The sequence below is a fragment of the Mesorhizobium sp. M0410 genome, from assembly GCF_040321435.1.
GTDB lineage: Bacteria > Pseudomonadota > Alphaproteobacteria > Rhizobiales > Rhizobiaceae > Mesorhizobium.
In genome coordinates, this window is record NZ_JAMYRN010000001.1 from 97,301 (window position 1) to 117,342 (window position 20,042).

The following is a 20,042-nucleotide window of genomic DNA, read 5'->3' on the forward strand; positions in this document are numbered from 1 at the left end:
TGGGAGGAGCCGCCGATGAAGACCGTGAAATTCACCGCCATGAAGGACGGCGACCGCGAGGATTACGCCTTCCTCACCGAGCACGAGATCGACTACGCGGCAAAGACCGGCGAACGGCTACTCGACGCGCTCGTCCAGCTGGATGCGGGCCTCTCGGGCTACAAGATCACCCGGCTCGGCCATTCGCTGCAAGCGGCAACGCGGGCCTGGCGCGGCGGCGCCGACACCGACTGGATTGCCTGCGCCTTGCTGCACGACATCGGCGACATCTACGCGCCCTATAATCACGACGAATATGCGGCGTCGATCCTGAAACCCTTCGTTCGCGAGCAATGCACCTGGGTGGTGGAAAAGCACGGCGATTTCCAGCGCCTCTATTACGCCCATCACCTCGGCGGCAATCGGCACGCCCGCGACCGTTTCGCCGGGCACATCTACTTCGACGATTGCGATGAGTTTTGCGAACGCTGGGATCAGTCGAGCTTCGATCCCGACTACGAGACATTGCCGATCGATTTCTTCCGGCCCTTCGTGCTCGAAGTGTTCGCGCGCAAGGCCTATGACGCGTCCGTGATCCGTGCCGGCGAACGCGTCGCCCTCACCGACCCCGCAACAGCCAGCACAAGAACCGGAGCTTCCGCATGAGCATCATCAACAAGGCGGCCGCCATCGGTGGTGGCGTGATCGGCGCCGGCTGGGTCGCGCGGCTGCTGCTCAACGGCATCGACGTATCGATCTTCGATCCCGACCCCGAGGCATCACGCAAGGTCGGCGAGGTGATGAGGGGAGCGCGACGCGCCTACAAGCAGATGCTGCCCGGCGGCCTGCCGAAAGAGGGCAAGCTCACCTTCGCCAAGACGCTCGCCGAGGCGGTGGCCGATGCCGATTTAATCCAGGAAAGCGTGCCGGAGCGGCTCGACCTGAAGCACCGCGTGCTGGCCGAAATCGACCTTTATGCGCCGGCCAACGCAATTGTCGGCTCCTCCACTTCCGGCATCAAGCCGACCGACATGCAGGTGGCGATGAAGAAGCATCCGGAGCGGCTGGTCGTCGGCCATCCGTTCAACCCCGTCTATCTGCTGCCGCTGGTCGAGATCGTCGGCGGCGAACAGACCTTTCCCGAGGCGATCGAGGTCGCCAAGGAGATGTATGCCTCGATCGGCATGAAGCCGGTGGTAATCCGCAAGGAGATCGAAGCCTTCGTCGGCGACCGCCTGCTCGAAGCGGCATGGCGCGAGGCGCTGTGGCTGGTCAAGGACGGCATCTGCACGGTCGAGGAGCTCGACGACATCATGCGCTATGGCTTCGGCCTGCGCTGGGCGCAGATGGGCATGTTCCAGGTCTATCGCGTCGCCGGCGGCGAGGCCGGCATGCGCCACTTCATGGCGCAGTTCGGCCCGTGCCTGAAATGGCCCTGGACCAAGCTGATGGACGTGCCGGAGTTCAACGACGAACTGGTCGAGCTGATCGCGACCCAGTCGGACGACCAGGCGCACGGTCTGTCGATCCGCGATCTCGAAAAGATCCGCGACGACAATCTGGTCGCCATCATGGAGGCACTGTCGAAGCAGAACAAAGGCAAAGGCTGGGGTGCCGGCGCCTTGCATAGGGACTACACCAGGCAGTTGGCCAAGCTTGCGGCGAAGAAGCCCAGCGCCTCCAGGGCCGCCGAGAAGGCCAAGGCTGAAAAGCCGAAGAAAAAGAAGAAAGGCTGAGACCATGGATTTTGGTCTTTCGGAGGAGCAGAAGCTCATCGTCGAGACGACGCGGGCCTTCGTCGAGAACGAGCTTTACCCGCATGAGCGCGAGGTTGAACGCACCGGCGTGCTGCGCCGCGAGCTGATCGAGGAGATCAAGGCCAAGGCGATCGAAGCCGGCCTCTATGCCGCCAACATGCCAACGGAAGTCGGCGGCGCCGGGCTCGATACGGTGACCTGGCTACTCTATGAAAAGGAGCTCGGCCGCGCCAATTACGCGCTGCACTGGACCTGCGTGGCGCGACCCTCCAACATCCTTTTGGCCGGCACGCCGGAGCAGCGCGAAAAGTACCTGTTCCCCTGCATTCGCGGCGAGAAATGGGATTGCCTGGCAATGACCGAGCCGGGCGCCGGCTCCGATTTGCGCGGCATGAAGGCGACCGCGGTGCAAGACGGCGACGACTGGGTGCTGAACGGCACCAAGCATTTCATCAGCCACGCCGACCTCGCCGATTTCGCCATCGTCTTTATGGCCTCGGGGGAGGAAGAGTCTTCGCGTGGAAGACGCAAGAAGATCACCGCCTTTTTTGTCGACAAGGGCACTAAGGGCTTTACCGTGCGCGACGGCTACCGCAACGTCTCGCATCGCGGCTACACCAATGCCATTCTCGAATTCGACGATTGCCGGCTGCCGACGAGCCAGGTACTCGGCGAGGTCCACAAGGGCTTCGAGGTCGCCAATTCCTGGCTCGGCGCAACGCGCCTGCAAGTCGGCGCCACCTGCCTTGGCCGGGCCGAGCGGGCGCTTGGCCATGCGATCGAATACGCCGCGCAGCGCCAGCAATTCGGCCAGCCGATCGGCAAATTCCAGGGTGTGTCGTTCAAGCTCGCCGACATGGCGACCGAGTTGAAAGCCGCCGACCTGATGGTGTTCGAAGCCGGCTGGAAGTACGATCAGGGCACCGTCACCGACCAGGACATGGCCATGGCCAAACTGAAGGCCACCGAAATGCTTGCCTTCGTCGCCGACGAGGCGATCCAGATCCATGGCGGCATGGGGCTGATGGACGACCTGCCACTAGAACGCATCTGGCGCGACGCCCGCGTCGAGCGCATCTGGGAAGGCACCTCGGAAATCCAGCGCCACATCATCTCGCGCGCGCTGCTGCGTCCGTTCGGGGCCTAGAGCATGACCCCAAAAAGTGGAATCCGGTCTTTGGAAAAGATCATGGCCAGACGAAAAGATGACAATGCACAGGCTTGAACGTCTTTTGCGGCCGAAATCGATCGCCGTCTTCGGTGGTGCGCAGGCGGCGGCCGTCGTCGCGCAATCGATCAAGATGGGCTTTGCCGGCGAGATCTGGCCGGTGCATCCGAGCAAGGACGAGGTCGCCGGCCGCAAGGCCTATCGCTCGGTGGCCGAATTGCCGAGTGCGCCGGATGCCGCTTTCGTCGGCGTCAACCGGCACTTGACCATCGAAGTGGTCAAGGCGCTGGCGGAGCGCGGCGCCGGCGGTGCGGTCTGCTTCGCGGCCGGCTTTCTCGAAACCGAGGCCTATGACGAAGACGGCGAGCGGCTGCAGGCCGAACTGGTCGAGGCGGCCGGCCAAATGCCGATCATCGGGCCGAACTGCTATGGGCTGATCAATTACGCCGACGGCGCGCTTTTGTGGCCCGACCAGCATGGCGGCATCAGGCTGCCGGAAGGCGGTCGCGGCGTTGCCATCATCACCCAGTCGTCGAACATCGCCATCAACATGACGATGCAGAAACGCGGCCTGCCGATCGCCTTCCTGATGACCGCCGGCAACCAGGCGCAGACCGGGCTTTCCGAAATGGCGCTCGGCCTGGTCGAGGACGACCGCGTCACCGCGCTCGGCCTGCATATCGAGGCCTTCGATTCGGTAGCCGGCTTCGAAAGGCTGGCGGCACGGGCACGCGAGTTGAAGAAGCCTGTTATCGCCATGAAGGTCGGCCGCTCCGAGCAGGCACGGCAGGCGACCGTCTCGCACACCGCGTCGCTGGCTGGCTCGGACGCGGCGTCCGGCGCCTTCCTGAGGCGGCTCGGCATCGCCCGGATCGATTCAATTCCCGCCTTCATCGAAGCGCTCAAGCTATTGCACGTCACCGGCCCCCTGCCCGGCTACCGGCTGTCATCGATGAGCTGCTCGGGCGGCGAGGCGTCGGTCATGGCCGACAGCGCCGAAGGCCGCTGGGTGACGTTTCCGCCACTCACCCCCGAGCACCGCGCGCGGGTCAAATCGACGCTCGGGCCGCTGGTCGCGGTGGCCAATCCGCTCGACTACCACACCTTCATCTGGAACAACGAGCCGGCGATGACCGCCACCTTCACCGCCATGGTGTCTGGCGGCTTCGACCTCAATATGCTGGTGCTCGACTTTCCGCGTCCCGACCGCTGCTCGGACACGGACTGGTGGGCGACGCTGCGCGCCTTCGAATCGGCGCTGAAGACCAACAGCGCGCAGGGCGCGATCGTCTCCTCGCTGCCGGAAAACCTGCCCGAGGAATACACTGCCGGCCTGATGGCGCGGGGCATGGTGCCGCTGTTCGGCATTTCCGAGGCCATGGACGCCGCCCAGGCGGCAGCCTTCATCGGCTGGGCGTGGCGCGAGCCGCAGGCGCAGCCGATCGACACTTCGGCGTCCGGCGCGCCGGCCGGCGACCATGTCACGCCGGACGAGGCCGAGGCGAAGGCGCGGCTCATCGAGGCCGGGCTCCCCGTGCCGAAGGGCGAGCGCGCCGGCAACGCGGTCGAAGCTGTGATCTCCTCGATGGCGCTCGGCTTCCCGGTGGCGCTGAAGGCTCTTGGCGTCATCCACAAGTCCGAGCTCGACGCGGTCCGGCTCAACCTCAGGGATGCCGAATCGGTCAGCACCGCCGCCCATGATCTCGGCCCGCTCGGCACCGGCCTTTATGTCGAGCGCATGGTGCGCGACGGCGTCGCCGAGCTGCTGGTCGGCTTCACCCGCGACCCGATGTTCGGCGCGGTAATGACGCTAGGCACCGGCGGCGTGCTGGTCGAGCTGTTGCGCGACAGCGTCACACTGATGCTGCCGGCGACCCGTGACGACATCGAGGCCGCTTTGCGCGGGTTGAAGCTGTTCCCGCTGCTCGACGGTTATCGCGGTCGGCCGAAGGCCGATGTCGCAGCTGCAATCGATGCGATATCGGGCATTGCCGCTTTCGTGCAGCAAAATGCCGGCGAGATCGAGGAGCTCGACATCAATCCTCTGATCGTCTGCACCGAGGGCAAGGGCGCCTGGATCGCCGACGCGCTGCTGGTGCTGGGAGAGAACAAAAATGTCTGACGTCATCACCACCCGCCGCGAGGGCACGATCCTCGAAGTCATGCTCGACCGGCCCAAGGCCAATGCCATCGACCTGAAGACGTCGCGGCTGATGGGCGAGACGTTCAGGGGGTTTCGCGACGATCCCGACCTGCGCGTCGCCATCGTCAAGACCGCCGGCGACAAGTTTTTCAGCGCCGGCTGGGACCTTAAGGCAGCGGCTGGCGGCGATGCCGTCGACGGCGACTATGGCGTCGGTGGCTTCGGCGGGCTGCAGGAATTGCGCGGCCTCAACAAGCCGGTGATCGCCTGCGTCAACGGCATGGCGGTCGGCGGCGGCTTCGAGCTGGCGCTGTCCTGCGACCTCATCTACGCGTCGGACCACTCCTCGTTCGCGCTGCCCGAAATCCGCGCCGGCACGCTGGCCGATGCGGCAACGATCAAGCTGCCGAAGCGCATCCCCTATCACGTCGCCATGGACCTTTTGCTCACCGGCCGCTGGATGGATGTCGCCGAGGCGCATCGCTGGGGCCTGGTCAACGAGGTGCTGCCCAAGGAAAGACTGGAGGACCGCGTCTGGGAAATCGCCCGGCTGCTTGCCGGCGGCCCGCCGCTGGTCTTCGCCGCGATCAAGGAAACGGCCCGGGTCGCAGAATCGCTGACCTTCCAGGATGCCATGAACCGGGTGACGCGCCGGCAACTGCCGACGGTTGACGCGCTCTACGGCTCGGAGGACAATCTCGAGGGCTTTCGCGCCTTTGCCGAAAAGCGCGATCCGGTGTGGAAGGGCAGATAGTGGGTGTCCCTGGAACGACGGCGTTCCGTCCGAACCCCCTCCGGCCTGCCGGCCAGGCGGATTCGTTACGATCCGTTCCGTTCCCATGACCAACTACAAGAAACTCATCGACGCCGAGACCTGGGCCTTCATCGAGCGGACCAATTCGTATTATCCGCCGGATACGATCGACTACACGATCGCAGAGCAGCGCGCGATCTATGACCGGATGTGCCGCGAATTCTCTGCCGGCTATCCGGATGGCGTGACGGCTGAAACCACCGTCATTGCCGCGCCAGCGCACGACGTCCCGATCCGCATTTATCGCAGCGCGGCGCCGAACGCCTCTGCGATGGTGCTCTATGTCCATGGCGGCGGCTACATCCTCGGCGGGCTCGACAGCCACGACGATGTCTGCGCCGAGCTTTGCGCCCGCACCGGATATGAGGTGGTCTCGGTCGACTACCGGCTGGCGCCGGAACATCTGCACCCGGCCGCCTTCGACGATGCGATGGGCGCCTTCGAATGGGCCACCGCCACTTACGAATGCCCCGTCCTGCTCTGCGGCGACAGCGCCGGCGGCAATCTCGCCTGTGCCGTCAGTCATGCGACGCGTGGCCACGTGACAAAGCCGGTCGGCCAGGTGCTGATCTATCCTGGCCTTGGCGGCGACCGTTCACGCGGTTCCTATGTCACGCATGCCGAAGCGCCAATGCTGACGATGCGCGATCTGGAGTTCTATAAAAACATCCGGACGGGCGGAGTGGACGCCACAGGCGACATCACTTTGTCTCCGCTTGCGGACGCCGATTTCGCCTATCTGCCGCCTACCGTCGTGATCACCGCCGAATGCGACCCGCTGTCGTCAGACGGTGAAGCCTATCGCGACCGCATCGTTGCCGCAGACGGACGCGCCTGGTGGTTCGAGGAGCCGGGGCTGGTGCACGGCTATCTCAGAGCCAGGCACACGGCCGGCCGCGCCCGCTCGAGCTTTACCCGGATTGTCGATGCCGTGACGGTACTTGGGAAGGGTGAATGGATCTGGTGAGGGCTGCCCTCCTCGCCGCGAAGGGCCTTTATCGGCCGCTATAGCTCTACTTGCGGCGGCGTCGGCGGCCGGAGACCCGCCTCAACCAAGGTCCCAAATGAAAGGCGCTCATCAGCAAGTACATCGGGACCATGCCGCCCAGCGGCGACGCATCTTGCCCGGTCGAGCACATCATATCCGGCGCTCCGCCGAGAAACGTCAGCAGCGCCATGGTTGCGAAGGTCGGCGCGGCCGCAAAGGACAGCCAATCGGCTGCGCCAAGGCCGGCCGGGCTCGCATCGCCGGTGGATCCGCCTGCATGAATCTCGCTCATGGCCATAGTCCTGCATAACGAGCGGGATGCGGTCGAATGAACGTGCATCCCGCTCCTCCAATGTCCTAGCCGCATTTCCGCGACGCCAAACGTTCTATTCGGTGCGGTTCCGGAACGCGGCCTCTCCGGCGTCCGACACCTCGACCCACTTTTTGTCGGGAACGGTTTCGGCGTCGTAATTGTCGTGCCAGTTCCACCACTTGTAAGTCGGCGTCTGCGGATAGCCTTCGGGCGAATCCTCCCAAACCTCCTGACGGCCGAGCGGCGACAGGTCGAGATAGCTCCATACGGTCCCCATCGCCTCGTCGCCGCGGTTGTTGATGAAGTAGGTACGGAACACGCGATCACCATCGCGGATGAACACGTTGTGGCCGTGCCACTCGTCAACGCCGAAATCGGCATCGAAGCTGTCGGTGATGGTGTACCAGGGCATCTTCCAGTCCATCCGCGCCTTCAGCCGCGCAATGTCGGCCTGCGGTGCGCGCGAGGCGTAGGCAAGCGTGGTGTCGCGGGCGTTCAGATGGGCAAGATTGCCGACCTGGTCTGCCCCCAGCGAGCAGCCGCGACAAGCGTGATCGGGCCAGCCGAATACGCCGGGCTCGAAGAAAGCGCGGTAGACGATCAGTTGACGGCGGCCCTCGAATAGGTCGAGCAGGCTCATCTTTCCGCTGGGGCCCTCGAACGTATAGGTCTTCTCCACCGCCATCCACGGCATCCGCCGACGCTCGGCGGCCAAGGCGTCGCGAGCCCGGGTCACGGTTTTCTCCTTCACGAGCAACTGCTGGCGCGCGGCCTCCCACGCATCAGGCGAAACGACCGGTGGTGTCTTCATCGCGAGCCGCGTCGTCTGCTCGCCTGTACCATTCTGATGTGCCGTCATTGTGCATCTCCCTTGCTGGTCTGTTGTCGCACCATTCCCGGCGCGACGTGTTGCTGATTGGTCATGAGCCAGGATAGGGGCGATAGCGGATTGGCGAGAGTGACAAGTGTGACGCGATTCCGACGGGTCCGCTGATCACGGCCAAATTCGCCGCCCGCGACGCCTCTGCTCATTCCTACCCGGACTGCTGGATGGGCCGTGCGCCGGCCAGGTAGCGATCATTGTCAAACGGTTCGGCCTGGTTGCTTTCCGGGCTCCACAGCTGCCGATGGGTTCGTGTGAGATCGCCGAGATAGACATGCAGGGCACCGGATCGCGCGCTGCCCGTATTCGCAACCGCATGCACGGTATTTGACGCCATGTGCACGACGGCAGGCGCTGCGATGTCCTGCCTTTCGGGAACATCGAGTTCGCTGCCGGCAACGGGATAGATGAAGTTCGTCTCGCTGCCTTTGTAGATGCCGATCAAGGCATCCATCAGGTGGTTATGGGGCGGGTACTGCAGGCCGGGCGACAGCGTGATGTGATAGATCGTCAGGTTCGGGCTGGCATGCAAAAGAACCTCGTCGTCGTCTTCTTCGTGAGCGAGTGTTCCCAATGCGTGAAAACGGTTGGTGTAGTCGCCCAGGACCGTCCTTACCGCTTCGAAGGGATCTGGCCCCTTCGCGGCATTGACGATATCATCGGCAACAGCGTAGAGAGGCGAGTTGGCGGGTAAAGGCATATCAGTTATCCTCCCTGAGATGCTCAGAGTTTCAACCTGAGGCGCTCACGCTAGCGAATGCCGATGCCAGCGTCAACCGGACAGCCAAACGGACAAAATATGAAAACGACGAAGTTGACCGCCGAACCGGCAAGGCCGGCCACGGTCGAGGCGACAGCACTGTCAGCCGCCGACGTCCTTCGCAGGGAACAGGCATATGAGCAGCTGAGGAACGACATCATTGCCTGCGTGCTGCGCCCCGGCGAAGCGCTGACCGAAAAACAGATCGGCGATCGATACCAGATCAAAAAGGCGACCATCCGCGCGGCGTTGGCCCGTCTGATGCAGGAAGGTCTGGTCAGGAGCGAGCCGCGCCGCGGCTACGTCGTTGCAACGCTCAGCCTGCGGGACGTCAACGAGATCTTCGATGTCCGCAGCTTGATCGAACCGGAAGTGTTCAGGGTGGCGGCATCGAACATTACCGAGCGCGGGCTGGAGGACATCGGGCTGGCAGCGAAAAAAGTGCTGAAGCCGGAGACGTTGCGTAGTCACGTTGCATTCCTGGCGGCTGATCGTGCGTTTCGTCTGGTCCTTGCGGAGCTCTCGGGAAATTTACGACTGGCGCATCTACTGGACCAGATACTCGACCAGTCGGCGCGGGTTCTTCACCTTGGGTTCAAATCCCGCGACTTCACCCAGTTGATCATCGCCCAGCAAAAGGAACTGGTTCTTGCCTGCGAGGCAGGCGACGTTTCCGGCATCGTCAAACTTGCCCGTTCGCAGTGTCTGTTTCTCAAGAAGCAGGTGCTCGAGGCTTTGCTTGCCGGTTCCAAGCTTCAGGACGTCAATTTGCAGCCCTTCGCCTAGAGCGGTTCTCCTGGAACCGGTAACCCGCTCTAACTAGCTGTTTTGCCGCATTTATGCGGACGCCGAATGATTCCATTTGGCTGCAAAATGCTCCAAGGGAAGTTGGCCGTTCGGTGCGACCGCCACCTTGGCGCAACGGCGCCAGCGGGGCTTGTTCACCCCACCGAGGAAGAGGCCGCCGATGCCTGGCCGCCAAGCGACTGCTCCGGCTCCTGCTCGACAATGATGGCCTTCTTGCCGGCCGCAGTCAGTTCGGCCGCCGCGACAAGGCCGGCAAGGCCGGCGCCGACGATGATCACATCCGCATCGTCGGGCATCTATTTCGCCATGATCTCGTCCAAAAACCGGCCCGCTGCAGGATCACGGCCGGCCTAGACTGCCTCCCAGCCTTCCTTCTCGCCGGCGCGGAAGATGGCATCGATGACCTTCTGGTTGAGCACCGATTCTTCCAGGGTGAAGACACGATCCTTGCCGCCCTGTGCCGCCCGCGCGAAGGCCTCGACTTCCAGCCGGTACTGTTGCGTGCCGGGAAAGCGGAAGACCTGCGCCTCGCTGTGGTTCTGGTTGTGCAGTTCGACGCGGTGATGGTCGTAGAGACCGGCGTTGAACGGTGAGAACACCTCGATGAAGCCCTTCTCGCCGTGGAAGACCATCACCTGGCGTGCCGCCATCTGTGTCGACAGGTAAAACGACAACTCGAAGTCGCCGAAATCGGCGCGGATCGAGGAATAGATGTCGGTGCCGAATGTCTTGTCGCGCTCGATCGTCGCCTGGACGCGCAGCGGCTCCTTGCCGGTCGAAAAGCGCGTCGATACCGTCGGATAGACGCCGATGTCGGGCAGCGCGCCGCCGCCGAGATCGAGCTTGTTGCGCATGTTGTTGGGGTCGACATTGTAATAGGAGAACGCGCCCTGGACATGGCGCAGCCGGCCGATGGCGCCGTTGGCGATCAGCTCGCGCACCTTGATCCATTGCGGATGGTAGACGACCATGAAGGCTTCGCAGACCAGCACCTTCCTGGCATCGCGCAGCTTGATCAGTGGCGGAATGTCCTTGGCGTCGAGAGCCAGTGGCTTTTCGACCAGAACATGCTTGCCGGCCTCGATCGCCTTGGCTGTCCATTCGACATGCTGCGAGGTCGGCAGCGGAATGTAGACGCCGTCGATGTCGCTGGAGGCGAGCAGCTCCTCATAGGAGCCGAAAGCGTGGCGCGCGCCGAAGCGTTCGCCCAGCGCCCGAGCTTTCGACAGATCGCGGCTGGCGATCGCCGACAGCACGCCGTTCTCCGCCTCGACGATTGCCGGCAAAAGCTGCTCGCGGCCGATTTTGGCCGTCGACAAAACACCCCATCGGAACATCAGATTTCTCCTCTCGATTGCAAGCCTGGAGGTTTGCCTGAAACGGACGAAAAAGCCAATGCGGGAGCATGGTTCCTCGCCGCACCAAGTGGGGAGAGGAACCCAGGTCCTGCAGCGACGGTGAAATCGCAGGAAGAACCGCTCAACCCTTTCTACCCGTCAGCGTCATGTCGAATTCGACGACGTTGGAATAAATCGGCGCGCCGACATCCATGCCATAGCGCGACCGCAACACCTTGCCTGTGACGTGGAACTTTATCGTGCCCGCCTTGAGGCCGCCGAGCTCGGCCGTGAACTTTTCCTGAAAGGTCTTGCCGCGCGCCGTCAGCCGGCCGGTGACAAGGGCCGACGTGTCGCCGGTGCGTTTGACGCTGGTCGAACGGAACTGAATCTCCGGATTGTTGGCCGCGTCGAAAACCGCGTCCGAGCGGAGAAAGGCATCGATGCGGCTTTGGCCGGTACCGACGCTTTCGGGGAAGATGGTGAAATTGACCTGGGACCGGCCGACATCGCTGTTGTCGATAAGGATATTGCCCTTGAAGCGGGAGAAGGCACCGCCGAGCCCGCCGCCGCCGAGCTTGGCGATGGAGAAGTGGATGCTGGAACTCCCCGGGCTGATCGTGTAGCTGCCGGCCGCCTCGCCAAGGGCAACGGCGGCGAAAACAGGCATGGCAAAGCAAGCGGCGGCTGCCGCAAATCCGAAGATGCGCGCGTACATGGAAATGGTCCTCTTGGCAGGCAACGCTTTCTTGCGTTCTCGCCCCATGAACGAATGAGCCGCCCGCTCTATTCCGTCTCGCGATGTGACGAAGCCGTGATCATGCGCGTCAGCACGGTATCCCTCAGCCAGAAATGATGACGCAGCGCAGCGGCGAGATGCAAAGCGACAAGTCCGATGCCGGCATAAGCGAGATACCAGTGCGTCGCTGCCCAGAAGCTTTCCGCCATGTCCGATTCACCAAGCGGCAGATTGGGCATGACGAACAGATTAAACGGCACGCTCGGGATCTCCAGCACCGAGACCGAGACCAGCGCCCAGCCGGACAGCGGCAGAGCGAGCTGAAAAGCATAAAGCGCAAGATGGACAAGCGGCGCCATGCGGCGCTCGAAAGGGCCGACTGAGCGCGGCAGCGGCGGGGCCGGTCTGCCAAGGCGCCAGGCGATGCGCAGGATGACCAGCCCAAGCAAGAGGAAACCGAAAGATTTATGCAGCTGAATCAGCTCGAAGGCGGTGCGCTGGCTGGACAGCCGCACCATGACGAAGCCGAGCACGAACTGGCAGATAAAGAGGGCGGCGATCAGCCAGTGAAGGATGATCGCTGTCCAGCCGTAGCCGGTCGGCTGGTGTTTGGGCAGTGCTGACATGGTCTGTGAACGAATGCCAGGTCGGCTTTCTTCCATCCCGGAAAGGCGGTTCCCACTTATGTTTGAAGACGACCAATTGCCGGTGCCAACGGCGGTAAGACGAGCATTCACGCCTGAATAGATCGCCCTCCCCTGTTCCGACGGTACCCTATGTACTCACTTTGAAGAAATCGACAAAGGCCCTGAGCGCCGGCCGCATCTGGCGTCGGCTCGGATAATAGACGAAGAAACCATCGAAGGGCGGGCACCAGTCCTCCAGCACGCGAACGAGCTTGCCGGCGGCGAGCGGGTCGCGGACATAGTCCTCGAACACGAAGGCGAGCCCGGCGCCGTCAACCGCAGCGTTGGCAATCAGATGGTCCTCATCGAGGATCAATGGCCCTTGCACCGGGATTTCGATCTCCTCGCCGTTTTTCTCGAATTCCCAGCGATAGATGATGCCGCTGGAGAAGCGGAAGCGGATGCAGCGGTGAGCGGCGAGATCGCGCGGATGCTGCGGCTTGGGCCTGGTCTCGAAGTAGGATGGCGTGCCGACCACCGCGCCGCGAAGGTTCGGCCCGATGCGCACTGCGATCATGTCGCGCTGCAGGCTCTCGCCCAGCCGCACACCGGCATCGAAGCCGCCCTCGACCACATCGGTGAAGCGGTCGTCGATGACGATCTCCAGCACGATGTCGGGATAGGCAGCCGCAAAGGCGCCGAGCCTCGGCGTCAGCGCCAGGTGGGCGGCGGTGCGCGGCACGGTCAGCCTGAGATTGCCCGCCGGCCGGTCGCGCGCCTCGATCGCCGATTCCAGCGCCAGGTCGATTTCCGACAGCGCCGGCCTGAGGCGCTCGAGCAGTTGCGCGCCCTCCTCGGTCGGAGCGACGCTGCGCGTGCTGCGCGCCAGAAGGCGCACGCCGAGGCGCGCTTCCAGGCTGGACACCGCGTGGCTGACCGCCGACGGCGCGATTGCCAGCTCCTTGGCGGCGCCGCGAAAACTGCCGCATTGGGCGACCGTTGCCAGCACGGCAAGCTGTGAAAGATGTGTTCGCTTCATTGATCTATTTTTGGGAACAGCCCGTGCAAATAAGAGGCGATTATCGAACGCTGCGCAAGACGGTATCTCTGTGGCATCACAACCATCACAACAAGGAGACACGTGATGCAAACCCGCAAGCTTGGCAATGAACTCGACGTCTACCCAGTCGGCCTCGGCTGCATGGGGATGAGCTTTGCCTATGGTGGCCAGCCGGAGGCGGAGGCGATTGCCACGCTGCGCCACGCCGTCGAGATCGGGGTCAATTTCTTCGACACCGCCGAGGTCTATGGCCCCTACGAGAACGAGATCCTGGTCGGCAAGGCGCTGAAGCCGGTGCGTGATCGTGTGACGATCGCGACCAAATTCGGTTTCAAGATCCTCGAAGAAGGCAGCGGCACCGAACGCATGGCCGGCGTCGACAGCCGCCCGGAGCATGTCAAGGCGGTGGCCGAAGCGTCGTTGAAGCGGCTGGATACCGAGATCATCGATCTCTACTACCAGCACCGCGTCGACCCCAGCGTGCCGATCGAGGATACGGTCGGCGCCATGGCCGAGCTGGTACGCGAGGGCAAGGTGCGGGCGCTCGGCCTGTCGGAGGCGAGTGCGGCGACCATCCGCCGGGCGCATGCCGTGCATCCGATCGCCGCGGTGCAGAGCGAGTATTCGCTGTGGAGCCGCGATCCGGAGGAGGTGGTGTTTGCCGTCTGCCGCGAGCTCGGCATCGGCTTTGTCCCCTATAGCCCGCTCGGCCGCGGCCTGCTCACCGGCACGATCGCCAGGCCCGATGTTCTCGGCGCCGACGACTGGCGCCGGGGGTTGCCGCGCTTCCAGGCCGACGCCATGGCGGCCAATGCGGTGGTCGTCGCCGTGCTGGAAAAGATGGCAGCCGAGAAGGACGTGGCGCCGGCGCAGCTGGCGCTCGCCTGGGTGCTGCATCAGGGCGACTTCATTGTGCCGATCCCTGGTGCCCGCAAGATCCGACATCTCGAACAGAATACGGCGGCAGCCGATATCGTGCTGACCCAGGCCGAGGTAGCAGCCATCGGCGATGCGCTGTCGCCGGACAAGGTTGTCGGCAAGCGGTATACGGAGGAATTGCTGGCGCTGGTGAATGGCTGAACAGCGATCGGGCTAAGACAGAAAGGCCGGGCATTTAAGCCCGGCCCATTGTTTGCAGAGACGCTCACGCGTACTGGATGAGGACCCAGGTAACCGCCTTACCTTTGTAGGGCGGAAAAATGTTGCCCTTTGCGATCGGGGCGGTTGTGGAATCATAGAGGTCGTCTACCTTCCACACGCCACTTTCGGGGCTGGTTTCACCAGTGCGTTTTTTGGTCCCAAGCGGAACCTCGGCTTTTGCGTAAATATCCACAGCTTTATTCCTTCTGTTGTGGACAACAACGCTGAGGGTTGACGCGGCGAACCAGCCGTGATTCAAGAATCACGTCTTCACAAGAGACCGGCCCAGCCCCTCAGCAGGGTTTGCTGGGTCCGAAATCGGGGTCGGCCGCAGTTGTAGCTGTGGTCGGCCTCGTCCCGCTTCGGATCGCTGACAGGACTCGATTGATTCTTGCGGAAACGCAAGAACCAGGGCGGGCTTTCGCAGTGCGATTTCGCGCTTTTCCCCCAGATTTTTGCATAATATTGGCTTGTGCCCTTTAGACACCGGCAACGCTTACACACGGCGCATCACCACGGCACGACTGATATCTCCGGCCAGTTTGCCTTCGCACGCGCGCCCTTCGCCTCATGCGTACGCTGGTTGTCCATCACCCGGTTTGGGGTGATGCGGAACGTGAAGATGTCGTCGAGGCCGAACGGCGCCACCAATTGGAGCCGGCCGTCATTGTCCATGTGGACGCCGACCGCATGGGTCCGCGAGGCGAAAAAGCTGAGCGAGTGGCTGGAGCTTGTATAGCGGGGGCAAGATCGTCCGAACTTCAAGGGATACCATATATGCACCCGCGCCTGATTGCGGATCTCGACCGGCAGCGGCAGGCCGGCGAAGACTGAGGCGGCGCGGGCAATCACGCCGTCCTCGGCCTCATAGGACAGGTCGCTCTCGTCGAAATAGAACAGGTCGACATCCCTAATGCCGTATCCCGACGGCTTGCCGGTCAGATGATTCCAGACGCTGTTGTAGAGCGCGCCTGAGACAACCAGCCAATCGGGCAGATCGAGCCCGCGTGCCCGCTTCAGCGTCTCGCCGAGCAGAGGGTCGGCGGAGACGATGTCGAGAAACACCGCGCGTTGTGCTTCAAACGAGAGGCCGGCATAGCGAAGATGGTCCATCGCCCTTTGGAGGGCGATTCGCCATATGTCCGCAAGCTCAGCCGCGCAGCACGCCGCCGGTCTGCTTGTGCACATTCTCGACGATGCGCTTGGCCAGCGCCTCGAAATCCTCATCGGTCAGCGTCTTTTCGACCGGCTGGATCGACACCTCGATGGCGATCGATTTCTTCGCCGCGCCGAGGGCTGCACCCTCGAAAACATCGAACACCGAGACGCCGGAAATCAGCTTCCTGTCGGCGGCCAGGGCGGCGCGAACGAGTGTGCCGGCTTCGACCGCCTTGTCGACGACGAAGGCGAAGTCGCGCTTGACCGCCTGGAAGGCGGACAGATCGAGCCTTGGCTTTGTCCGCGTCGGCTTGGCCTTAGGCTCAGGCACCGCATCAATGAATACTTCGAAGCCGCAGAGCGGGCCGGAGACGTCAAGCCCTTCCAGCGTCTTCGGGTGGAATTCGCCGAATGTGCCGAGCACGACCTTCGGCCCGAGCTTGATCGTGCCGGAGCGGCCGGGATGATACCAGGCCGGGCCGCCGGCCTCGATCTGCAGCCGCTCGACCGGCGCGCCGCAGGCTTCGAGTGCTGCGATTGCATCGGCCTTGGCATCGAAGACGCCGACGGCGCCGGCGTTGCCGGCCCAATGGCGGCCGGAGCCCTCGAGCTTGGCGGTGCCGCGCCGCACGCCGGCGGCAACGCGCCGCTGCTGGTCGGCGCCGTCGCCCTCGTAAGTGCCCGACACTTCGAACAGCGCGACATCCCCGATGCCCTTGTCGGCATTGCGCTGCGCTGCCGCGATCAGCCCCGGGAGCAGCGACGGCCGCATATCCGACATATCGGCCGCGATCGGGTTGGCAAGCTTTAGCGCCTGCTGGCCGCCGCCGAACAATTCGGCGTATTTTGCCGGAATGAACGACCAGGTGACGGCCTCCATCATGCCGCGCACGGCAAGCGCCCGCTTGGCGGCGCGGGTGCGTATCTGCAGCACAGTCAGGATTTTGGCGTTGACCGCATCGTGGGAACCGAGCGGCTGCGGCGCGATATTGTCGACGCCGTGGATGCGCATGACCTCCTCGACCAGGTCGGCCTTGCCATCGACATCCGGCCGCCAGGACGGGACCGCTACATTGACGACATCGCCCGTGCCCTCCGGCCTGAAGCCGAGGCGGGCAAGAATGTCGAGGCTCGTCGAGCGCGGCACTTCGATGCCGGTCAGCCGCTTCACTTCCGACAAAGGGAACGAGACGATCTTCGGCCGATGGCCGGCATAGCCGACGACCTCGGTTTGCGCCGGCGTGCCGCCGCAGAAATCGAGCACGAGCTTCGTTGCCAGCTCCACGCCGGGAACCATCATTTCCGGGTCGACGCCACGCTCGAAGCGGTAGCGTGCATCGCTGATGATGCCGAGCGTGCGGCCGGTGCGAGCGGTGGCGATCGGGTCCCAAAGCGCCGACTCGATCAGCACGTCGGTGGTGTTCTCGTCACACCCGGAATGCTCGCCGCCCATGATGCCGGCGATCGATTCGATGCCGTCCTGGTCTGCGATCACGCACATCTCAGGCGTCAGCGTGTATTCGCGGCCGTCGAGCGCCAGCACCTTTTCGCCGTCACGCGCCCGGCGCACGGTGAGATTGCCGGTGACCTTCCCAGCGTCAAAAACATGCAGCGGCCGACCGCGGTCGAAGGTGACGTAATTGGTGATATCGACGAGCGCGCTGATCGGCCTCAAGCCGATGGCGAGAAGCCTTTGCTGCAGCCATTTCGGCGACGGTCCGTTCTTGACGCCGCGCACCAGGCGCAGCGCAAAACCGGGACAGAGCTCCGGCGCTTCGATCGTCACCTTGACCGGCGTCTCGCCCCTGCCGGGGATCGGCTCTATCGGCGCGCTCTTCAGCGTACCGAGCCCGCTCGCCGCCAGATCGCGGGCGATACCATGGACACTGGTGGCATCCGGCCGGTTCGGCGTCAGATTGATCTCGATCAGCGGGTCGTCGAGATGGGCATAGGCGGCGAAACTGGTGCCGACCGGCGCATCGGCCGGCAGGTCGATGATGCCGTCATGCTCTTCGGATAATTCGAGCTCACGTTCGGAGCACATCATGCCGTGGCTTTCAACGCCGCGGATCTTGCCGACGGTCAGCGTCACGTCGATGCCGGGGATATAGGTGCCCGGTGCTGCAAAGGCGCCGATCAGGCCGGCGCGGGCGTTCGGCGCTCCACACACGACCTGCACAGGTGGCTTGCCGTCGCCTGTGTCGACGGTCAGCACGCGAAGCCGGTCGGCATCTGGGTGCTGCACCGCCGTCACCACCTTGGCGATGACGAAGGGGGCCAGGCTCGCCCGGTCGTCGACATGCTCGACCTCGAGGCCGATCGAGGTGAGACGCTCGACGATTTCCGCCAGCGAGGCATCGGTCTCGAGATGATCCTTGAGCCAGGAGAGGGTGAGTTTCATGACTGTGTTCCGTCTGGTCTTGGCCGGCCGTCTGGTCTTTGCCGGCTGACTGGTCTGGGCACGTTGCACTTGAAGCTATGCGGCCGCGCGTCCGACATGTGCAGGAAGGCGAGCTGTCCGCGGATTTGCTGCGGCCGGCTCGTCACGCGCTCAGGCCCCCGAACAGCGTTGGCATGTCGAGCGGCCTAAAACCGTAATGCGAAAGCCAGCGGACATCGGCGTCGAAGAAGGCGCGCAGATCCGGCATGCCGTATTTCAGCATGGCGATGCGGTCGATGCCCATGCCCCAGGCGAAGCCCTGGTATTCGTCAGGATCGAGGCCACCGTAACGGAGCACATTGGGGTGCACCATGCCGCAGCCGAGAATCTCCATCCAGTCGGAGCCTTCGCCGAAGCGCACCTCGCCCGGCCGCGAACGATCGCACTGGATGTCGACCTCGAGGCTGGGCTCGGTAAACGGAAAGAAAGACGGCCGGAAGCGCATCTTCACGCTCGGCACCTCGAAGAAGGCTTTGCAGAACTCCTCCAGCACCCATTTCATGTTGGCGACGTTGGCCGACTTATCGATCACCAGCCCCTCGACCTGATGGAACATCGGCGAGTGGGTGGCATCGGAATCCTGCCGATAAGTCTTGCCGGGGATGACGATGCGGATCGGCGGCTTCTGCATCTCCATGGTGCGGATCTGCACCGGCGAGGTGTGGGTGCGCAAAAGCTTGCGTTCGCCCTGCGCGTCCGGCTGGAAAAAGAAGGTGTCGTGCATCTCGCGCGCCGGGTGGCCTTCCGGGAAGTTCAGCGAGGTGAAATTATAATAGTCGGTCTCGATGTCGGGGCCTTCGGCGATGGCAAAGCCGAGATCGCCGAAGATCGCCGCGATCTCGTCGATGACCTGGCTGATCGGATGGATGCGGCCGCGCTCGGCCGGCGATTGTCTGACCGGCAGCGTCACATCAACCTTCTCGGCGGCGAGACGCGCCATAATCGCCGCGTCCTTCAGCTCGGCGCGGCGAACAGAAAGCGCCTCGGTGACGCGGTTCTTGAGGCCGTTGATCGCCGGGCCCTTGACTTGGCGCTCCTCGGCGCTCATCGAGCCGAGCGTCTTCAGCATCTCGGAAACCGAGCCCTTCTTGCCGAGGGCCGAGACACGCACCGCCTCGATCGCCTGCTCGTCGGCGGCCGAGGCAATCTCAGCCATCAGGGAATGTTCGAGAGTTTCCATGTCACTCATGTTCCAGATCCGATTGGAAGCAAAGAAAAACCCGCGCCAGCCCTGCCAGCGCGGGTTTCCCAAATCAAGTGTCGATAGCTTGGGAAGCGCTGGTCTTAAGCGACAGCGCTTTCAAAAGCATTGGGCGTGGTGTTCTTGAGATATTCGAGCGCGACCTTGGCCTTGGCCACGAGTGCGGCGAAGGCCTGCGGCTCGTGGATGGCCATGTCCGACAGGATCTTGCGGTCGATCTCGATGCCAGCCTTGTTGAGACCGTCGATGAAGCGGCCGTAGGTCAGGCCATGCTCATGCGTCGCCGCATTGATGCGCTGGATCCACAGCGCGCGGAACGAACGCTTGCGATTCTTGCGGTCGCGATAGGCGTACTGCAGCGACTTTTCCACCGCCTGCTTGGCGATCCGAATGGTGTTCTTACGGCGGCCGTAAAAACCCTTGGCGGCTTTCAGGACCTTCTTGTGCTTGGCGTGCGAGGTGACGCCTCTCTTTACGCGTGCCATGTCATGATCTCCTTAAACGTTGTCCAGGCCGAATGCTCTAAAGGCCGTTCGGCAGAAAATTCTTGATGACCTTCTTGCCGTCCGGTTCAGCCAGAACCATCGTGCCGCGGGCATTTCGAATGAACTTGTTGGAACGCTTGATCATGCCGTGACGCTTGCCGGCCGCAGCCGACAGAACTTTACCCGTACCTGTGATCTTGAACCGCTTCTTGGCGGCCGACTTGGTCTTCATCTTGGGCATTTT

The 20,042-nt window shown here is 63.3% G+C and carries 22 protein-coding genes; 8 read left to right on the forward strand and 14 right to left on the reverse strand.

The features are described 5' to 3' along the window. Nucleotides 1-15: 15 nt before the first annotated feature. From NKI63_RS00450 to NKI63_RS00475, 6 genes are all read left to right on the forward strand, one after another. Complete coding sequence (locus NKI63_RS00450) at nucleotides 16-645, forward strand: HD domain-containing protein (protein ID WP_352820178.1); 630 nt, start codon at nucleotides 16-18, stop codon at nucleotides 643-645. Further along, nucleotides 642-1,715: a 3-hydroxyacyl-CoA dehydrogenase NAD-binding domain-containing protein gene (locus NKI63_RS00455; protein WP_352820180.1), complete on the forward strand. Its 1,074-nt coding sequence runs from the start codon at nucleotides 642-644 to the stop codon at nucleotides 1,713-1,715. The genes NKI63_RS00450 and NKI63_RS00455 overlap by 4 nt, the downstream gene beginning before the upstream one ends. Before the next feature lie 4 nt (nucleotides 1,716-1,719). Then, a complete protein-coding gene (locus NKI63_RS00460) occupies nucleotides 1,720-2,883 on the forward strand; it encodes an acyl-CoA dehydrogenase family protein (RefSeq protein WP_352820182.1) in 1,164 nt (387 codons plus the stop codon). A 64-nt stretch (nucleotides 2,884-2,947) separates the two neighbouring features. Further along, nucleotides 2,948-5,026: an acetate--CoA ligase family protein gene (locus tag NKI63_RS00465; protein WP_352820184.1), complete on the forward strand. Its 2,079-nt coding sequence runs from the start codon at nucleotides 2,948-2,950 to the stop codon at nucleotides 5,024-5,026. Then, nucleotides 5,019-5,801 (forward strand): carnitinyl-CoA dehydratase, encoded by a 783-nt coding sequence (locus NKI63_RS00470; protein ID WP_352820185.1) that lies wholly within the window; start codon nucleotides 5,019-5,021, stop codon nucleotides 5,799-5,801. Before NKI63_RS00465 ends, NKI63_RS00470 begins: the two co-directional genes overlap by 8 nt. Nucleotides 5,802-5,886: 85 nt before the next feature. After that, nucleotides 5,887-6,828: an alpha/beta hydrolase gene (locus NKI63_RS00475; RefSeq protein ID WP_352820186.1), complete on the forward strand. Its 942-nt coding sequence runs from the start codon at nucleotides 5,887-5,889 to the stop codon at nucleotides 6,826-6,828. Between the two features lie 46 nt (nucleotides 6,829-6,874). Here NKI63_RS00475 and NKI63_RS00480 read toward each other — a convergent pair whose 3' ends face one another. The 3 genes from NKI63_RS00480 to NKI63_RS00490 form a co-directional block, all read right to left on the reverse strand. After that, nucleotides 6,875-7,147, reverse strand: coding sequence for a hypothetical protein (locus NKI63_RS00480; RefSeq protein ID WP_502895602.1), 273 nt, complete (start codon nucleotides 7,145-7,147; stop codon nucleotides 6,875-6,877). Nucleotides 7,148-7,235: 88 nt separating this feature from the next. Next, complete coding sequence (locus NKI63_RS00485; RefSeq protein ID WP_254815971.1) at nucleotides 7,236-8,021, reverse strand: DUF899 domain-containing protein; 786 nt, start codon at nucleotides 8,019-8,021, stop codon at nucleotides 7,236-7,238. A gap of 175 nt (nucleotides 8,022-8,196) precedes the next feature. After that, a complete protein-coding gene (locus tag NKI63_RS00490; protein ID WP_352820187.1) occupies nucleotides 8,197-8,745 on the reverse strand; it encodes an autotransporter in 549 nt (182 codons plus the stop codon). 99 nt (nucleotides 8,746-8,844) lie between these two features. Here NKI63_RS00490 and NKI63_RS00495 point away from each other — a divergent pair, with 99 nt between their 5' ends. Beyond that, complete coding sequence (locus NKI63_RS00495; protein ID WP_352650165.1) at nucleotides 8,845-9,591, forward strand: GntR family transcriptional regulator; 747 nt, start codon at nucleotides 8,845-8,847, stop codon at nucleotides 9,589-9,591. Between the two features lie 155 nt (nucleotides 9,592-9,746). Here NKI63_RS00495 and NKI63_RS00500 read toward each other — a convergent pair whose 3' ends face one another. The 5 genes from NKI63_RS00500 to NKI63_RS00520 form a co-directional block, all read right to left on the reverse strand. Then, complete coding sequence (locus NKI63_RS00500; protein WP_502900427.1) at nucleotides 9,747-9,908, reverse strand: FAD-dependent oxidoreductase; 162 nt, start codon at nucleotides 9,906-9,908, stop codon at nucleotides 9,747-9,749. Nucleotides 9,909-9,962: 54 nt separating this feature from the next. Beyond that, entirely contained in the window at nucleotides 9,963-10,949 is a 987-nt protein-coding gene (locus NKI63_RS00505; RefSeq protein ID WP_352490432.1) for a Gfo/Idh/MocA family protein, read from the reverse strand. 142 nt (nucleotides 10,950-11,091) lie between these two features. After that, nucleotides 11,092-11,667 (reverse strand): YceI family protein, encoded by a 576-nt coding sequence (locus NKI63_RS00510; RefSeq protein WP_352820189.1) that lies wholly within the window; start codon nucleotides 11,665-11,667, stop codon nucleotides 11,092-11,094. 68 nt (nucleotides 11,668-11,735) lie between these two features. Next, nucleotides 11,736-12,314 (reverse strand): cytochrome b, encoded by a 579-nt coding sequence (locus NKI63_RS00515; protein WP_352820191.1) that lies wholly within the window; start codon nucleotides 12,312-12,314, stop codon nucleotides 11,736-11,738. 148 nt (nucleotides 12,315-12,462) lie between these two features. Beyond that, the gene (locus NKI63_RS00520; RefSeq protein ID WP_352650171.1) at nucleotides 12,463-13,353 is read right to left on the reverse strand and encodes a LysR family transcriptional regulator; all 891 of its coding nucleotides are present in this window, start codon (nucleotides 13,351-13,353) and stop codon (nucleotides 12,463-12,465) included. A 105-nt stretch (nucleotides 13,354-13,458) separates the two neighbouring features. Here NKI63_RS00520 and NKI63_RS00525 point away from each other — a divergent pair, with 105 nt between their 5' ends. Then, a complete protein-coding gene (locus NKI63_RS00525) occupies nucleotides 13,459-14,454 on the forward strand; it encodes an aldo/keto reductase (RefSeq protein ID WP_352820192.1) in 996 nt (331 codons plus the stop codon). Nucleotides 14,455-14,518: 64 nt separating this feature from the next. Here NKI63_RS00525 and NKI63_RS00530 read toward each other — a convergent pair whose 3' ends face one another. The 6 genes from NKI63_RS00530 to rpmI all read right to left on the reverse strand — a co-directional run bounded on the left by NKI63_RS00530 (nucleotide 14,519) and on the right by rpmI (nucleotide 20,039). Then, nucleotides 14,519-14,707: a hypothetical protein gene (locus tag NKI63_RS00530; protein ID WP_352751825.1), complete on the reverse strand. Its 189-nt coding sequence runs from the start codon at nucleotides 14,705-14,707 to the stop codon at nucleotides 14,519-14,521. 317 nt (nucleotides 14,708-15,024) lie between these two features. Continuing rightward, nucleotides 15,025-15,627 carry a nucleotidyltransferase family protein gene (locus NKI63_RS00535; protein ID WP_352751823.1) on the reverse strand — a complete coding sequence of 201 codons (603 nt, stop codon included), beginning with the start codon at nucleotides 15,625-15,627 and terminating at the stop codon, nucleotides 15,025-15,027. Between the two features lie 37 nt (nucleotides 15,628-15,664). Continuing rightward, on the reverse strand, nucleotides 15,665-18,073 hold the full coding sequence (gene pheT / locus NKI63_RS00540; protein WP_352751821.1) for a phenylalanine--tRNA ligase subunit beta: 2,409 nt from the start codon (nucleotides 18,071-18,073) through the stop codon (nucleotides 15,665-15,667). A 142-nt stretch (nucleotides 18,074-18,215) separates the two neighbouring features. After that, nucleotides 18,216-19,301, reverse strand: a complete 1,086-nt coding sequence (pheS, locus tag NKI63_RS00545; protein WP_352505953.1) for a phenylalanine--tRNA ligase subunit alpha — start codon at nucleotides 19,299-19,301, stop codon at nucleotides 18,216-18,218. A 95-nt stretch (nucleotides 19,302-19,396) separates the two neighbouring features. After that, nucleotides 19,397-19,798 (reverse strand): 50S ribosomal protein L20, encoded by a 402-nt coding sequence (rplT, locus tag NKI63_RS00550; RefSeq protein WP_006201247.1) that lies wholly within the window; start codon nucleotides 19,796-19,798, stop codon nucleotides 19,397-19,399. 37 nt (nucleotides 19,799-19,835) lie between these two features. Beyond that, complete coding sequence (gene rpmI / locus NKI63_RS00555; RefSeq protein ID WP_006201248.1) at nucleotides 19,836-20,039, reverse strand: 50S ribosomal protein L35; 204 nt, start codon at nucleotides 20,037-20,039, stop codon at nucleotides 19,836-19,838. Nucleotides 20,040-20,042: the final 3 nt, after the last annotated feature.

Excerpts from the sequence above, each read along its gene's own strand:
- NKI63_RS00450 (WP_352820178.1), top strand. The coding sequence starts at position 16 with ATGAAGACCGTGAAATTCACCGCCATGAAGGACGGCGACCGCGAGGAT.
- NKI63_RS00455 (WP_352820180.1), top strand. The coding sequence starts at position 642 with ATGAGCATCATCAACAAGGCGGCCGCCATCGGTGGTGGCGTGATCGGC.
- NKI63_RS00460 (WP_352820182.1), top strand. The coding sequence starts at position 1,720 with ATGGATTTTGGTCTTTCGGAGGAGCAGAAGCTCATCGTCGAGACGACG.
- NKI63_RS00465 (WP_352820184.1), top strand. The coding sequence starts at position 2,948 with ATGCACAGGCTTGAACGTCTTTTGCGGCCGAAATCGATCGCCGTCTTC.
- NKI63_RS00470 (WP_352820185.1), top strand. The coding sequence starts at position 5,019 with ATGTCTGACGTCATCACCACCCGCCGCGAGGGCACGATCCTCGAAGTC.
- NKI63_RS00475 (WP_352820186.1), top strand. The coding sequence starts at position 5,887 with ATGACCAACTACAAGAAACTCATCGACGCCGAGACCTGGGCCTTCATC.
- NKI63_RS00480 (WP_502895602.1), bottom strand. The coding sequence starts at position 7,147 with ATGGCCATGAGCGAGATTCATGCAGGCGGATCCACCGGCGATGCGAGC.
- NKI63_RS00485 (WP_254815971.1), bottom strand. The coding sequence starts at position 8,021 with ATGACGGCACATCAGAATGGTACAGGCGAGCAGACGACGCGGCTCGCG.
- NKI63_RS00490 (WP_352820187.1), bottom strand. The coding sequence starts at position 8,745 with ATGCCTTTACCCGCCAACTCGCCTCTCTACGCTGTTGCCGATGATATC.
- NKI63_RS00495 (WP_352650165.1), top strand. The coding sequence starts at position 8,845 with ATGAAAACGACGAAGTTGACCGCCGAACCGGCAAGGCCGGCCACGGTC.
- NKI63_RS00500 (WP_502900427.1), bottom strand. The coding sequence starts at position 9,908 with ATGCCCGACGATGCGGATGTGATCATCGTCGGCGCCGGCCTTGCCGGC.
- NKI63_RS00505 (WP_352490432.1), bottom strand. The coding sequence starts at position 10,949 with ATGTTCCGATGGGGTGTTTTGTCGACGGCCAAAATCGGCCGCGAGCAG.
- NKI63_RS00510 (WP_352820189.1), bottom strand. The coding sequence starts at position 11,667 with ATGTACGCGCGCATCTTCGGATTTGCGGCAGCCGCCGCTTGCTTTGCC.
- NKI63_RS00515 (WP_352820191.1), bottom strand. The coding sequence starts at position 12,314 with ATGTCAGCACTGCCCAAACACCAGCCGACCGGCTACGGCTGGACAGCG.
- NKI63_RS00520 (WP_352650171.1), bottom strand. The coding sequence starts at position 13,353 with ATGAAGCGAACACATCTTTCACAGCTTGCCGTGCTGGCAACGGTCGCC.
- NKI63_RS00525 (WP_352820192.1), top strand. The coding sequence starts at position 13,459 with ATGCAAACCCGCAAGCTTGGCAATGAACTCGACGTCTACCCAGTCGGC.
- NKI63_RS00535 (WP_352751823.1), bottom strand. The coding sequence starts at position 15,627 with ATGGACCATCTTCGCTATGCCGGCCTCTCGTTTGAAGCACAACGCGCG.
- pheT (WP_352751821.1), bottom strand. The coding sequence starts at position 18,073 with ATGAAACTCACCCTCTCCTGGCTCAAGGATCATCTCGAGACCGATGCC.
- pheS (WP_352505953.1), bottom strand. The coding sequence starts at position 19,301 with ATGAGTGACATGGAAACTCTCGAACATTCCCTGATGGCTGAGATTGCC.
- rplT (WP_006201247.1), bottom strand. The coding sequence starts at position 19,798 with ATGGCACGCGTAAAGAGAGGCGTCACCTCGCACGCCAAGCACAAGAAG.
- rpmI (WP_006201248.1), bottom strand. The coding sequence starts at position 20,039 with ATGCCCAAGATGAAGACCAAGTCGGCCGCCAAGAAGCGGTTCAAGATC.